General features: G+C 57.6%; 9 protein-coding genes and 6 pseudogenes. 7 read left to right on the top strand and 8 right to left on the bottom strand.

Going from position 1 to position 13,792, the window contains the following annotated elements:
* Positions 1–253: pseudogene (locus tag F3H98_RS31500) on the bottom strand (IS110 family RNA-guided transposase); the annotation flags it as partial.
* Positions 254–1,042: 789 nt separating this feature from the next.
* On the opposite strand from F3H98_RS31500, the pseudogene F3H98_RS29780 reads away from it, so the two are divergent.
* The 3 pseudogenes from F3H98_RS29780 to F3H98_RS29770 form a co-directional block, all read left to right on the top strand.
* Positions 1,043–1,609: pseudogene (locus tag F3H98_RS29780) on the top strand (reverse transcriptase N-terminal domain-containing protein); the annotation flags it as partial.
* 353 nt (positions 1,610–1,962) lie between these two features.
* A pseudogene (locus F3H98_RS29775) lies at positions 1,963–2,961 on the top strand (IS110 family transposase).
* Positions 2,962–3,295 (top strand): annotated as a pseudogene (locus tag F3H98_RS29770) (IS3 family transposase); the annotation flags it as partial.
* A 400-nt stretch (positions 3,296–3,695) separates the two neighbouring features.
* Here F3H98_RS29770 and F3H98_RS29765 read toward each other — a convergent pair.
* Both F3H98_RS29765 and F3H98_RS32185 read right to left on the bottom strand, forming a co-directional pair.
* A complete protein-coding gene (locus tag F3H98_RS29765; RefSeq protein ID WP_149764499.1) occupies positions 3,696–4,994 on the bottom strand; it encodes an ATP-grasp domain-containing protein in 1,299 nt (432 codons plus the stop codon).
* Positions 4,995–5,110: 116 nt separating this feature from the next.
* Entirely contained in the window at positions 5,111–5,386 is a 276-nt protein-coding gene (locus F3H98_RS32185) for a hypothetical protein (RefSeq protein WP_244621999.1), read from the bottom strand.
* A 43-nt stretch (positions 5,387–5,429) separates the two neighbouring features.
* On the opposite strand from F3H98_RS32185, the gene F3H98_RS29755 reads away from it, so the two are divergent.
* A complete protein-coding gene (locus F3H98_RS29755; protein ID WP_149764496.1) occupies positions 5,430–5,705 on the top strand; it encodes a hypothetical protein in 276 nt (91 codons plus the stop codon).
* A gap of 247 nt (positions 5,706–5,952) precedes the next feature.
* Here F3H98_RS29755 and F3H98_RS29750 read toward each other — a convergent pair.
* A pseudogene (locus F3H98_RS29750) lies at positions 5,953–7,295 on the bottom strand (IS1380 family transposase).
* Positions 7,296–7,832: 537 nt separating this feature from the next.
* Here F3H98_RS29750 and F3H98_RS29745 point away from each other — a divergent pair.
* The 3 genes from F3H98_RS29745 to F3H98_RS32720 are packed head-to-tail and all read left to right on the top strand — an operon-like array spanning position 7,833 to position 9,142.
* A complete protein-coding gene (locus tag F3H98_RS29745; RefSeq protein ID WP_149764494.1) occupies positions 7,833–8,678 on the top strand; it encodes a LuxR family transcriptional regulator in 846 nt (281 codons plus the stop codon).
* 29 nt (positions 8,679–8,707) lie between these two features.
* Positions 8,708–8,962: a DDE-type integrase/transposase/recombinase gene (locus F3H98_RS32725; RefSeq protein WP_425294894.1), complete on the top strand. Its 255-nt coding sequence runs from the start codon at positions 8,708–8,710 to the stop codon at positions 8,960–8,962.
* An 18-nt stretch (positions 8,963–8,980) separates the two neighbouring features.
* Positions 8,981–9,142 (top strand): integrase core domain-containing protein, encoded by a 162-nt coding sequence (locus tag F3H98_RS32720; RefSeq protein ID WP_425294893.1) that lies wholly within the window; start codon positions 8,981–8,983, stop codon positions 9,140–9,142.
* A gap of 429 nt (positions 9,143–9,571) precedes the next feature.
* On the opposite strand, the pseudogene F3H98_RS29730 reads toward F3H98_RS32720, so the two are convergent.
* The 4 genes and pseudogenes from F3H98_RS29730 to F3H98_RS29715 all read right to left on the bottom strand — a co-directional run.
* Positions 9,572–10,036: pseudogene (locus F3H98_RS29730) on the bottom strand (transposase); the annotation flags it as partial.
* 558 nt (positions 10,037–10,594) lie between these two features.
* Entirely contained in the window at positions 10,595–11,437 is an 843-nt protein-coding gene (locus F3H98_RS29725) for a 2OG-Fe(II)-dependent halogenase WelO5 family protein (protein WP_149764492.1), read from the bottom strand.
* Entirely contained in the window at positions 11,427–12,686 is a 1,260-nt protein-coding gene (gene ectB, locus F3H98_RS29720) for a diaminobutyrate--2-oxoglutarate transaminase (protein WP_149764490.1), read from the bottom strand. Before ectB ends, F3H98_RS29725 begins: the two co-directional genes overlap by 11 nt.
* Before the next feature lie 779 nt (positions 12,687–13,465).
* A partial coding sequence (locus tag F3H98_RS29715) for a transposase (RefSeq protein ID WP_149764488.1) occupies positions 13,466–13,792 on the bottom strand: 327 nt, incomplete at its 5' end.

Genomic DNA, 13,792 nt, shown 5'->3' with positions numbered 1-13,792 from the left:
CGGCATGAGAATTGTCCTTGTAGCGGTCCAGAAACGCCGCGATCGAATGCCGGTCATTCTTCACCCGGCCCGAGCGCAGTGTTCGCCCGCCGCCGTCCTGAACGACGAGATGGCTATAGGATTTGTGGTAATCCACGCCGATATGATAATCGTAAGACACGGTCGCACTTCCTCCGTTATTGAGAGCCTCGAAACCCCAATACGGTACGCCGCAAGGCAGGAAGTGCGACTGACCCTCCATCGCCATCAACATCTTTAGCGATCCGTTCTTCCAGTGAGCGCGACCTCCTTCATGCCACCTCCATTCGATGTGTGGGCCCGGCGTCCAGTCGTGAGCCCGTATTTCCATCCTATCGGGGAACAGCCACCACCTTCCATTGTCGGGACAGCTTCGGGGCGACTCGCTCCCGCGACTACCCCATGTGGTTGCCGCCCTCCCAGACGGCATCGCAATGTGCCAAGTTTGTGTGTTGGCGCCACGTAAAGGAGAGGCAGGCATCCATGAAAAAGGGTTTGATCTGGCAAAGAACGGCTTTGTGCGACCTGCAAGTCGCGTAAGTTTCTGTTTCACAGGAGGGATATAGCCTGAAGAAACCGGCTGTTTCATCAGCCGTTCCCTACCCGGACATGCGGAGCCGGTAACAGCTCAGTGTGAAGCTCTGGGGACAAAGTAGCCGCCGGATATCCAGTACGCCGAGCCGCGAGGCAAGGCGGAATCTGCCAGCACGAAGGCGGAGAGGAGCAAGGGATGAGCGGATACGACCAGCGTATGTGAACTTCCGATAAACGTCGTGATCTTTGACAAGCCAAACGTGCTGACAGGCTTGAACCAAAACGGTACGCGGTGTGGAGTGGTCTTTGAAAGCTGGGCCACCATGGACGACCAGCCGCCGGCGAAGAGGAAGGGTCCGCCCCACCCCGCTCGGAGACTTATGCGGAACAGGGTAAGCCCATAGTGCTGCCGGCAACGGCAGGCGGACCATAAGGAACGCTGTTGGCGCTGTGGGTAAAGGAATGCGGAAAAAGCGAACGCCCGACTGTAATGGACGGGATACGGGCTGAAACATCGCCTGACGCGAAAGCGGGCAGACTTCCGCGCGGTCATTCATGGCGAGAGAACTTTGACCAATCGTTATACGAGGGAAAGCAGATGACGGCCATCGGCGCGAAAGCGACCGAGGCTGGTGCATCCTCGCGCACTGCGCAGATGTGGGACCAGGCGAACTGGTCGAGCATTGAGGCAGAGGTGAAACGACTTCAGGTAATCGCCGAGGCAACCCGGGAAGGCCGATGGTGCAAGGTGCAAGCATTGCAACGTCTGCTGACCCGCTCGCATAGCGGCAAGATGTTGGCCGTGAAACGGGTGACGGAGAATCGCGGTAAGAGAACGCCGGGGGTGGACGGTAAGATATGGTCATCCCCGGCGGCCAGATGGAACGGGATGATGTCCCTTCGACATCGCGGTTATCGCGCGATGCCGCTGCGACGTGTTTACATTCCCAAGAGTAACGGCAAGAAGCGTCCGCTGGGAATTCCCTGTATGCGGTGCCGGGCGATGCAGGCGTTATGGAAGCTCGCTCTGGACCCGGTGGCAGAGACACTGGCGGACCCGAATTCCTATGGATTCCGGCCCGAACGCTCGACTGCCGACGCCATCGGAGCAGCTCGAGATCGATCGACTGCGCAAGGAGGTCGCGAAGCTGAAGGCGGAGCGCGACATCCTAAAAAACTGTCACGGGCCGTTGCCCGCCTGCGCCCGGTAGAAACAGCCCATGCTATCCTCGTACCTCGGAGGGTAGCGGCCGTCAGCTTATTGGAGGCGAAGTCCCCGTTAAAAAACGTGTCCATGGGTGCATGCGAACTTGAGAGTGGTGACGCCGTTCCTGAGGCGATCCCGATTAGGAAGATGAAGATTTGGCATAGCCCAGACCCTCCTGCCGATAATCGGATGGAGGATTTGCTATGGCCAAAAGGACGACCGGTGACCGCCCGGATTTGACGCCGATCAACGTTGGTGCGGCTGCCATCGACATTGATCAAAAATGCACATGGCCGCAGTCGACCCGACCTGCACTGACACGCCAGTACGTGCGTTCGGCACATTTACGCAGGATCTGCACGATCTGGCGGACTGGTTCAAAGCGTGTGGGGTGACCAGTGTGGCGATGGAATCCACTGGGGTCTATTGGATCCCGGCGCGGGTTCGAGGTCATTCTGGTCAATGCGTGTTACGCCAAGAACGTGCCTGGGCGCAAGACAGATGTGAGCGATGCCGCATGGCTGCGCCAGCTCCATTCCTACGGTCTGTTACGCGGGAGCTTCCGCCCTGATGTCGAGATTGCGACCCTGCGCGCCTATCTGCGTCAACGGGAGCGGCTCGTGGAATACGCAGCCGCCCACATTCAGCACATGCAAAAGGCCCTGATGGAGATGAACCTGCAACTTCATCACGTCGTCTCCGACATCACCGGTGCGACCGGGATGCGGATTATCCGGGCTATTGTCGCGGGCGAGCGCAATCCCGACGTGTTGGCGAGTGCGGCACGGATCTGAGGCCATGGCCGACCGCGAAGCACTTCACCTCCTGGCTGTGCCTAGCGCCGGGGAACAAAATCTCGGGCGCCAAGGTGCTCTCCTCGCGCACACGGAGATCGTCAAGTCGGGCAGCAGCATTGTTACGGTTGGCGGCCACGACCATTGGGGGGAGCGATACGGCGCTCGGCGCCTTTTATCGTCGGCTGTCCTCTCGTGCGGGCAAGGCGAAGGCCGTGACGGCGACCGCCCGCAAATTGCGGTCCTGTTTACAACCCTCAGGACGGCATGACCTACAGGGATCCGGGTGCCGACCACTATGAGGAACAATATCGCAGCCGTGTCCTCGCAAGTCTGAAGCGGCGCGCCAAATCGCTGGGCTTCGTTTTGCAAGCCGTTCCCTGCGACGCCGAGGTTGCTGTTTCTTAGGAAGGCCGCAGCCTTCTTCGCGAGGGAAGCGATATGAGGTTCGCTTTCATCGCGAGGCACCGGGGTATCTGGCCGGTGGCATGGCTGTGCAGTGCGCTGGATGTGTCGCGCTCAGGCTTCCATGCCTAGCTCAACCGCAGCCCCAGCGCTCGCTCCCGGCGGGATGAGATTCTCGTTTCCCGGATCGACCGGAGCTTCAAGAGCAGCGACCGCACCTATGGCGCCCAGCGCGTCTGGCATGACGTTCTGGCGGCCTGTCCTGCGGCCTGCATCGCATCGAGCGGCTCATGCGGGAGAACGGGCTGCGGCCCGTCCCCGGCGCCGGGGATTGCCGTAGGATACCGGCGAGCGGGCGGCTGTGTCTGCGTGTTTCACAAATTCGCGGACACCGATTCCGGTAATTGGCGGACAGCGATGGAGTGCACCCCTCGACTGAGACAAATAAAATGCGCGCTTCTCGCCCCGTCTGGACAGCAATCGTGACTTGCAAGGCGTTTTCTGGATCGCTCCTTTTACGATCCCATGATTCCGAGGTTTACTGCTTTGCCGCCGCGACAGTTCTGCTAGGCTACCTTCGCGTTAAAGCCGCCATTCTTGAACATATTTGGCCCCCTCCGGTTTGTTCACGGCCATAACGCCCAGCCTGATTGGGATCCCTCACGGGCCGCCAAAAGTATCCTCATCGACCTGCGTCCCTCTCCTCCTCTCTATTGCACACCATTCCTCGGCGACGATCAGCCCTTATTCTCTGGGGGCGACTTCGCCGATGCGTTGCGGCTAGGGGTCGCTGATTCTTCCTGTTCACCAAGGTTCGGAAATGATGTCATCGACCAATTAATTAAGTCGACGGCACGCTGAAGTATCGCCTCGGTCTGAGTAAGGCTGGGTGAAACGGCCACGATATGTCCAATGCAGTCTCGATAATCGCCTTTCCTGACGATCGGCGTCTTGGGTTCAACATAGAATTTGACCTCGGCGACGCCTGACACAGCAGCCGCCTGACTGTCGCCACCGATCCAATCGAGGGTGCCATCGCGATCAGGAGCTAGGAACCGCGCGGCCGCAGTCTGCGAATGCCTTCTGCGTAAATCCCATTCCTCGCCGATGACAAGCTTGATGTGCTCGGTGATGAGGTCAATACCGCAAGCCAGATGGACCAGTTGAGGCTCGAGCGCGCCAGCAAGACGCGGATTGACTTCGATGACGACTGGGCCACGCTTCGTCCACCGGAGTTCTATGTTCGTTGGGCCCCAGCCAAGACCGAGAGCTCGCAAACAACTCAGCGAAACATCGGCGATACGCTCACGCTCGTCTTCAGTCAGCGGGGCCGGAAAGGTCAACCCACGAAAGACGAAATGCGGTGGGGGGCTAAACTCAGCGGCCGCAATCCCAATGACCTCACTTCCCATTATCTCGACGCTATAAAAGGGGCCTTGTGCGAACTCTTCGACCAGTATCCTCGGCGAAGATCGCCAGATGTGCTTCCCGCCCAACAGATAAGTCGTATGTTCGGCCAACTCATCGATGGTGCGGCACAATCGGACACCGCTGCTACCGCTGCCTACGGCTGGCTTGACAATCACCGGCATGCTGATCTGCGCGACAGAGCTTTCCGCCTCCGTCGCATCCGTTGCCAAGCGATAAGCAGGTATTGGAACGCCGGCCTCCGCGAGGAGCTGACGTTGAGTGAATTTATCGCAGCATCGTTCAATCGATGCAGGGTTCGGTCCCGGTAGATCGAAATGCCGACAGAGTTTAGTAACTGTAGCATAGACCGTTTCGTCGAAGTCCGTAAAGCCAGTAATGCCGGCAATGTCATAGGTCGCACGTAGCCCGGAACATTCGCGGATCAGCGCATCGAGATTATCTGTATCGACACGGATTGCCTCAACCTGTTCCGCCGCAAGATAGTCGTAGCAGGCTGGATCAGCCGCCACGGTAATTGGATGAAGTCCAAGACGCTTGGCCGCTTGGACGTATGGCAGACCACTAGTCCTGTGACCTTCAACCAGGATGAGCGCTTGTCTTGCCATTGGCGTTGTCCTCGGTTGCGTTCTGCATGGCGGTCTGAGCGTAAATCGGCATCATTTTTTTGGCCGTTCCTGACCTTAGACTCTGAGATGATCGTATCAGTGCCAGCAATTTGCGGTCATGAAGATTCTATGAATTTAGTTGGAAGATCTATTGCAACGTGTATCGCAGGGAGCGCCTCAACTAATTTCGAAGCATTGCCACGTTTAGCTTCAATTGGTTGGATCGCACTCATCAGCGCAGAGCCTGAGGAGCCGATCAGAGCCAGGTACTCACCCGGCTTCACGGCGAAGGACAGCTGGTCTAGGACCTTAAAGCTTCCAAAGCTTTTTCCGACGTCCTGAAATTCAATGATCGGTGCATCTGCTGACCTATCAGATGCAATCTCCATCATGACATTATTTTAGCCTTCGGCGTCGACGGCGATCGCGCTGCCGATGACCGACACGCCGAAGCCTGCCCAGGGCTTTCGTCCAAAGCAGCTCTTTGGTGAGCGTCGGGATGACGGAGCTTCCTTCCGCCTCGGCAAATGGACGCTTGGCCGCGATTTCGTCGTTAGAACGGCCGACATGCCAGCACCGGCTGAAAAACCGGCTGAATTCTTCGAATTAGGCCGGCTTGACCTAGGCTTGAGACCTGAAAATGTCAGCAGTTTCAATCGGATGAAATGGCGCGCAAGAGAGGATGAAACTGAGAACTCGTATGCTTTGTAATTCCAAGGGCTATTCAATCAGCAGTCGATCACCCTCGCCCTCAGCCTTGACAAGGAACATGAGAGACTAGCCGCCTTGATGCACAGGGATGAGCTTTCGGCGGCCTGAAGCGGCGATCTGGTTACCTTTGCGTACTTTTTGGCATACTTCGTCGGGCGCCGGCGGTGCTCCGTCGTGATGGCAGGTGGGGTTTGCGGATTGAGGTCGGCGGGTTCGTTTCGGGGCGTCGGGCGCCCCATCGGCTACGTCACGAACTCACGAACCGCGGGATGCGGTTGAGGACGATGCGCAGAATGCGCTGGTCGGGGCAGGATGTCGGCAGGTGCAGGCGGATCTGCGTCTTCATCTCGACCACCCGCGCGGCGATCTTGATGAGGCGCAAACGCAGCGTGTCGAATTGGGCGACGGCAAAGCTCGAGCGCTTGGGCATCGCGGCGCGCAGGCCCACATCATCCAGTAGGCGCCGGCATGCAGAAACAGCCGGAACTGGTTGGCCGTCGCTCTTGTGCAAGAGGTTCGGTCGGCGGCGAGATGGGTCTTCCAAGACTTGATGTGGTTCTCGGCCGCGCCGCGCCGGCAGTAGAGATCCGCGTAGAGCGCCTTGGCTTTCCCGCCTGCAAGATTGGTGACGACGAAGCGGGTGTCGGCTCCCTGGTCGCCGATTTCGACGCGGGCGATGATGCGCTCGACGCGGCTCCAGCTGGCGGCCCCGTCAACGAACTCCGTGAACCTGCGGACCTTGCCCGTCTTCGATGACGTTTCAAAGCGCGCCAGCGTGCTGGCTTTCAGATCCGCGACATGCTTGCGCAGGGTCGTGGTGGGTGCCACGCCGAGGATGAAGTCGACGTCATTAGCGCGGCACCAATCGATAACTGGCGGACTGCAATAGTGGCTGTCGGCCCGGATCAGGATCCGGGTGTTCGGCCAGTTGCTGCGGATCGCCCGCACGAGGCGGCGCAGGTGGGGGCGGATTTCTGCCCCACTCGGCCGCTTGGCCGGCCGCAAAACCGCACCGACGAAGCGGCCATCGCCATCGAACACGACGATCGGCTGGAAGCCGTATTCGTCGTGATGGGCATTGAAGAGGCGGAGCTGTTGGCCGCCGTGCACGGCGTCAAAGGTGTCGTCGATGTCGAGCACGATCCGCTTCGGCACCTGCCGGAAGGAGGCGCAGTAAAGGTCGACCATCGCCCGCCCCATCGCCACCAGCTCCCGCACGCCGGGCAGGTTCTCCAGCCGGCACATCGTCGATTGCGACGCCAGATCCCGACCCGACGGCAGTGCATCCTGGGCCATCTTGAAGATCGGATCGCAACGCAGCCGGTTGGCGTCGTTGCCATCCTCGTAGCCGGCAGCGATCATCTTCATGCGAAAGCCGATCATGTCCGCCAGGCTGTGGACGACCTGGTCAGGGCAGCGCGGATCGTCAATGCACCGCGCCAGACGCTCGGCCACACGCAGACGCTTTTCCACTTCGGCCAGAGCCAAAACGCCACTGTTGGACGACAGCATGCCGCCGTCGAAACGGGCGAAGACGGACTTGCCGCCGACAGATGACAAACCGCTCAGCGGCGGCGTAAGATCATTCATGGCGGGTGTGGTCTCCGGGAAATGATTCGGATCGGCCTTAGCAACCAAATCCCACGTCATTTCAATGGCTTGTGCCACATCCGCCAAACCCTCATGAATTTTTCAGGCTGGTCCCGACTTTAGCAACTACGCCGACACTGTAATGCACAGAGATCTTGAAAGCCGCTTCAGCCGTGAACCCGCCGACCTGCACGTCCATTCGCGCATGCCGATGTGAGGCCAGTCTGAGTTTTGAAGCAGGACGGTAGCATGCCGGGTAACAGACGCAGTCTGGAGACCGCGCGCGGATATCGATATGCTCTTCGAAATCAACTGACGAAACAGCTCGAAAATTACACTTTCGTTTACTTTGTGTAAATTTGATAAAAGCTTGCGAAATCTACAATTAATTCAAAATAACTTTATGCACTTCAGGGATAGGATTAGAGCTTTGGCGATGCCGACCTGCCGACAACGGCGCGCAGAGCCGCAGCTTACAGCCGGCAGCTTTGTGCACGAGTGACAACATCCGGCGCAAATAGCTGCGGAGCAGAGCCTATGGAACGCCCACGGATGACTGCGGCCTCTCAAGTTCGAATGCTTGCAACCGGAGTGTCCGATCAGTTTTCTTGGGTACCGTCGATGCATTTCCCGGAGGCAGCCAGGGAGGCGTTTGCGGTCGAGTTTGGCCGATTTCTCGACCAGACTGATGGTGGTGCTCAATCCGAGCGGTTGTTCGACCTGTTATCTGCTTTTGCCCTGAATTTTGGTTGCCCCTGGATCGCCTATGGCTCTCTTGTACCCGACCAAAAAACTCTAGAGCCGGCCCAACGCGATCCGGCGGTCATGCAGAATTATCCTGATGAATGGCAGGAGCGCTATTTCGAAATGGGTTATGACAGGATAGACCCCGTCATCAAGACGGGTCGAAAGCGGGCAGGTGCCTTTCGATGGAGTGAGGTGTACAACGATGCAAGCACGACTGAAAACGAACGGCGTGTTTTGGACGAGGCTGCGACGTTCGGGTTAAGGTCAGGCATTAGCGTTCCATTGCACGGCCCCGACGGCTGCTTTGCGATCATGAGCTTTGCTCAACCCTGGGACCGCGAATTCCAGAATAGAACAATCATTTACTTGCAACTTGCCGCGTTGCATTTCCATCTGAGGGTAGCGAAGTTCGCGAATTCGAGTGGCATCGTGGACGCTCCCAAGCTTTCCCCAAGAGAAAAAGAGTGTATTCTTTGGACAGCGAGAGGGAAATCATCGTGGGAAATAGGACAGATTTTAGGAATATCTGTAAATACTGTCAATTTCCACATCAAAAACATAATGCGAAAATTGGATACAGGTAGCAGAACGGTCGCTGCTATAAAAGCCGTAAACTTCGGAATTATCGAATTGTAGAAAGCGGCATCAAAAGACGTCATGCCTAAATCAAATCGCACGAGCCGAACGACGTCTGGGCGATCGACGTCGTGGACGACCAACTCGCAAGGGGCAAGAAGCTGCGTGTTCTCACAGTCGTGGACACCTATTCCCGTTACGTGCCCATGCTCGATCCGCGGTTCAGCTATTGCGGCGAAGATGTCGTGGCAACACTTGAGCGGGTATGCAGCACGATCGGCTATCCGAAGACCATCCGGTTGGACCAGGGCAGCGAATTCGTCGCTAGTGACCTCGACCTGTGAGCCTACACAAAGGGCGTCATCCTCGACTTCTCCCGTCCCGGCAAGCCGACCGACAACGCCTTCATCGAGGCTTTCAATGGTCGATTCCGCGCTGAATGCCTGAAACCACTGGTTCCCCAGCCTTGCAGATGCGGCCGAAAGCTGGATGATTGGCGTCGATATTACGATCCTGATTCGTAACACCCATCGGTACTCTCGCCTTGCGGTTTGTTCCGCTTGCGCTTCTCCCTTCACATCAGAAGCCTGGTTCCTGCAGTTCCGCATGAATGCCTGTGCCCGACTCACGCCCCCCTCTACGCCGGTCGCCGCCCCGCCCTGTCATCAGGCACCCGGCGGACTTGTCCCAGGATGACGAAACACTCCTGGTTTCGACGACACTTACGTTCATAACGACGCGTCTTCGGAGGGTTCACTTTCGTTCGTCTTTCGGACACCCACCTGCTCGGATCTCGTCCAAACTTTTCATCCGACGCTCACCACCACGGCTCTTTACCGCAGCAGCTCGGACTGGTTTGAGACCGCCCCTGAAGGCCGATCCCGGAGGGCCATCCTCCATCATTCACGCAGCTTTACGTAACGGTGTCAGCTCATGGCGAACTCCTTTCCGTTGCTCTGCAGCACACTCTCATCGATGAAGACCGGCTTCGCCGGGTCGAGATCGAGCTGGCCGTCGAACCAGGCGCGCCGCCGCCTCAGGATGTCGGGGCGGTCCTGCTCCAGTGCGTGTGCGGACTTTTTTGTATGTCCAGCCGCGCCTGCGAAGCCAGTCGCTCAGGGCGCTGCGACTGATCCGCATCGCTCGCTCGGCTGCCAGCCGCTCCACCATCTCGTTCAGCGTGATGTCCTTGCGCTCATCGATCAGCCCGACAATGAAGGCTTCATGCGCATCGAGACTGGAAGCGCTGCGTCGGCTTGCGGCCGCGGTGTCCGCTCGCCGATCTTCGCCCGTGCGATCCACCGGATCGCGCTCGATATCCCGGCTCCGAACCGCGCCGCAGCTTGCCGTGCGGACATGCCCTCGTCCGAAGCCTTCAAAACCCGCGATCGAAGATCGTTGCTCAGTGCTCTTGCCATCGTTCACCTCTAAAGATGGGCGTTGAATCAGAACACCTGGCCGTCGTCACATCACAATCGATTCATCGATCACTGGACGCGCTCTAGCCACCGATCCAATGCCTGGCCGGAAGGCTGCAGCGGAAAACCGCTGCAGCATTCTTGTCGCACTTCATGAACGTGGACATGCGACCCGCCCAAGGATGGATACCATGGATAAAGAAGCTCGCTTTGGCCGGTCCCGTCAGCGTTCGGTCTATGATCGGCGCCGGTCCATGAGTTGTACAATGAGCAACAATCCTCATGGTGCGATCGGCAACAAGGTCCCAATCGCGCTCATGGAATCGGTTGGCGCAGCCAGCCCGTCACCCCTTGATCAGTAACCGTCCGATGAGGCCTCATCGGAGGATACCTTGATCAAGGCCCGAAAAATCTAAACCCGGCGGTCCAAACATCGAGATCGGAGCAAAAAGGGACCGGGGGTCTGGCCGCCGGATGGAAGTTCAGTGGCAGGTTACCCGTACGAACGATGTTGACGCCTTGCCGGTGGAAGCCGGTCAGCCGCTACGGCATGCATCTTCAGGTCCACCAGAGAACAAGATCCGGCCGCGCAAATCCGAAAAAGCTGTTCAGCACCAGGCGACGCTTTCCGTTGCCTGATTGACCGGTGACCCCGTGAATGAAACCGCCATCAATTAGGGCGATATCTCCGACCTTGAGCTGGAATTCGCGACAAGGAACGGCCTCGAGATAAGCTGCCGAATAGGGATACCCCGTGGTCTCCACACCCTGCGACTTTCGATCCGCGACTGTCGGCTTATGGCTCCAGAGCCGCAGATTGCCACCTTCCTCGGCCATGCTGGGATAGAAGTTGAGCGCCGCGACGGTGTTCTCCGCCACCGCAGAAATCTCGTGATCGTTCCCGGCACATAGGACTTGAGCGACATCGTCATGGGGCTCCAAGGAAAATGTTCCCCTGCCAGACCAACTGAGAGCGCGACAAATATTAGCCTGACCGTGTTCCGAACGGGCCAGCCGCAATTCAATGCCCTGGTCGTGAAGCTCGCGCTTCAACGCTTCAAATAATCCTCGGACCGGATCAACCAAATTCTCAAAAAGGGCGCCGACGGACGGTCTCGCATTTTCCGACTCTGCAAAATATGTGGCTGCATCCTTCCTGTAGTGGGATGCGCCGACATATTGTCCGGGGACGCCATCTTTACGCTCCTTGAGACCGGGACTGCCAATAAAGTTCGCGGTGATCTCCTCGGCTACTTCGGTGCTGAAAGCTTGCCTGATGTGCAGACCGGTGATCTCACCTTTCAGGACCGAGATGATCTCCGCAGTGCTGATCGAGCCGGTTCGTTCTCTGATCGCAAGAGGCGAGATGGCTGGCGCTTTAGATACTTGGTTAGTCTCCATTGTCTTGCTCCTGTAGTGCCTGATTGAGGATGGCGATGCCATGATCGAGTTCGTCATCGCTGATGGTTATCGGCGGGAGGACTTTGATGACGTCGCGATTTGGCCCTGAAGATTCGATCAGCAGGCCATTTTCGAACGCGACATCGTGCACACGGCCGACAACGGCCTGTGAACGGCACTTGAGGCCGGCCATCAGACCGCGGCCGCGCTTTTGTTCGATGCACTTGGGGAATTTCGCAACGAGGTGATCAAGGTGTCTTTGCAGTTTGGCGGCTGTCCGCTCGACGCCTCCAGTAAACTGCCTATCGGACCACATTTTGCACATGGCTCCTGCAGTCACGAAGGCGAGATTATTGCCTCTGAAGGTCCCGCTGTGTTCTCCGGGATTCCATATGTCCATGTCCGGGCGAATGAGAACAATGGAGAACGGATTACCTGAACCGCTTAGAGATTTCGAAAGGCACACGATGTCGGGTTCGATTTTCGCGAACTCGAATGAGAAGAAATCGCCCGTTCGTCCCGCACCTGCCTGAATGTCGTCGACGATCAAAACAACGCCGTGCTTACGGCAAATGCGCTGAATTTCTGCGAGCCAAGCTGCGGATGCGGTGTTCATGCCGCCTTCTGCCTGGATGGTCTCCAGAATAATTGCAGCAGGCTTTTCTACGCCGCTCCCTGGGTCGCCCAAAACGCAGTCGATGTAACTCGCGGAATCGAAAGCTTGGTTCGGATAGGCGTCATAGGGGACACGGATCACATCGTGGCGAGCAACGCCGCCCAGCTCCTTGGTCGACGCCGACCCCGACACCGCCAGGGAGCCGAGCGACATGCCGTGGAACGCATTTGTGAAGGCCATGACGCTCGAGCGGCCGGTATATTTTCGCGCCAGCGCCAGCGCGGCTTCGTTGGCGTTTGTGCCGGTCGGCCCAGGAAACTGTATCTTGTAAGTAAGCCCCCTGGGTTTCAAAATCGAATCGACAAACGCTTCGATGAAGTCACGCTTTGCCGCTGTATACATGTCAAGCGACAGAAGAATATTCTCACCAGAGAGATATTCAATTGCTGGTGCAATAATAGTTGGGTTGTTGTGTCCGTAGTTGAGCGCGCCGGATCCCACAAGGAAATCGATAAAAGGCTTACCGGTCTCGTCCCAGATTGTTGCCCCAAGGGCCTTCGTAAAGACAGTGGGAAAAGACCGCCCATAGCGACGAACATTAGACTCATGAGCCGTGAAAGTATCAGTATTCATTTTGGGCTCCCTCTGGACGCAGCGTTTAACGAGAGAGCGATCATATGCGTTTGGTTGGTTGGCGGTTGTTCTTCAGTTTCACATAGAAGGCCCGAACAGTCCGGACGGAAGTTTGGACAGGTCGGTGACTTTCCGAAAAATTTACTGGCCATGCCGATATGCTCCTCAAAAACTTCGCCATACAATGGAGGCCCGACTTGCGCGGCAGCTCATCTGCTGCACAGATGCATTTCGAAACCTCCACGGCCGTCACGTTGCTCTGCATGCCGATACGCTCGGTCAAGTGTTGACACGAGCTTGGTTTTAAGGTTTTCGGGCAAGCGCCGATACTACGGCATCTGGTAGTTGACGCATCTGCTCATCGCCCATGAAAGCGCCTGCGATTCAGTAAAATCAAAAGCTTAGCGCCAACGGCGGCTCAAGTGTGACAGGGGCGTCCACCATAAAGCACAGCATGCTGAGTGTTGCAGGTCCCTTCGGGAGCAACACGAATGGTTTCATGCCTTGGAGCGCACAAACCGTGCGCATACAGCAGACCCGCTCCAGATGCGACAGCCCCAAAATCCCATATGTCCCCGTCACATTAACCGCCTCAACGGCTGAGCGCTCGGCAAGACAGTGCGTGGAGGCGAAGCTTCTCGCCGCAGAGGTCGAACGCAATCCAAGCGACCAGTGGTGAGTTGCAGGCGGCCAGCGAATTGAGACATTCCGTTGATGCAGTGATTGTCGGACTGAAGGAAGGAAAACAGCTCTTGCTATCTCAGAGTCCGTGCCGAAAGTCATTGATTTCGTGCGATGCGCCGGACAAGGATCATGACGGCTGCGGCGTAGAGGAATGCTGTTGCGGATTCGATGGTGGCTTCGGCGTCCTTCCATAGGCGTCTGTTGCGACTGATCCACGCAAAAAAGCGTTCCACGACCCAACGTCTCGGTTGCACGGCGAAGCCGATCTGATCTGGCTGTCTTTTGACTATTTCGACTGCGATGGAGGTGGCCTCGGCCACACGCGGTCCCCGGTATCCAGAATCAGCGAACACCATTCGGATAAAGGGAAATGGTCGCCGCGAGGCGTTCAGGATCGGCCCGGCACCATCACGATCCTGAAT

Source organism: Neomesorhizobium albiziae (genome assembly GCF_900114255.1).
Taxonomy (GTDB): domain Bacteria; phylum Pseudomonadota; class Alphaproteobacteria; order Rhizobiales; family Rhizobiaceae; genus Neomesorhizobium; species Neomesorhizobium albiziae.
Note: the sequence above shows the minus strand (reverse complement) of the source record. Positions and strands in the feature narration are given on the sequence as shown.

Bases quoted from the DNA above. Each gene is read 5' to 3' on its own strand.
- F3H98_RS29755 (WP_149764496.1), top strand. From the start codon at position 5,430: ATGACCGACACGCCGAAGCCTGCCCAGGGCTTTCGTCCAAAGCAGCTC.
- F3H98_RS29725 (WP_149764492.1), bottom strand. From the start codon at position 11,437: ATGGAGACTAACCAAGTATCTAAAGCGCCAGCCATCTCGCCTCTTGCG.
- F3H98_RS29745 (WP_149764494.1), top strand. From the start codon at position 7,833: ATGGAACGCCCACGGATGACTGCGGCCTCTCAAGTTCGAATGCTTGCA.
- F3H98_RS32185 (WP_244621999.1), bottom strand. From the start codon at position 5,386: ATGATGGAGATTGCATCTGATAGGTCAGCAGATGCACCGATCATTGAA.
- ectB (WP_149764490.1), bottom strand. From the start codon at position 12,686: ATGAATACTGATACTTTCACGGCTCATGAGTCTAATGTTCGTCGCTAT.
- F3H98_RS29765 (WP_149764499.1), bottom strand. From the start codon at position 4,994: ATGGCAAGACAAGCGCTCATCCTGGTTGAAGGTCACAGGACTAGTGGT.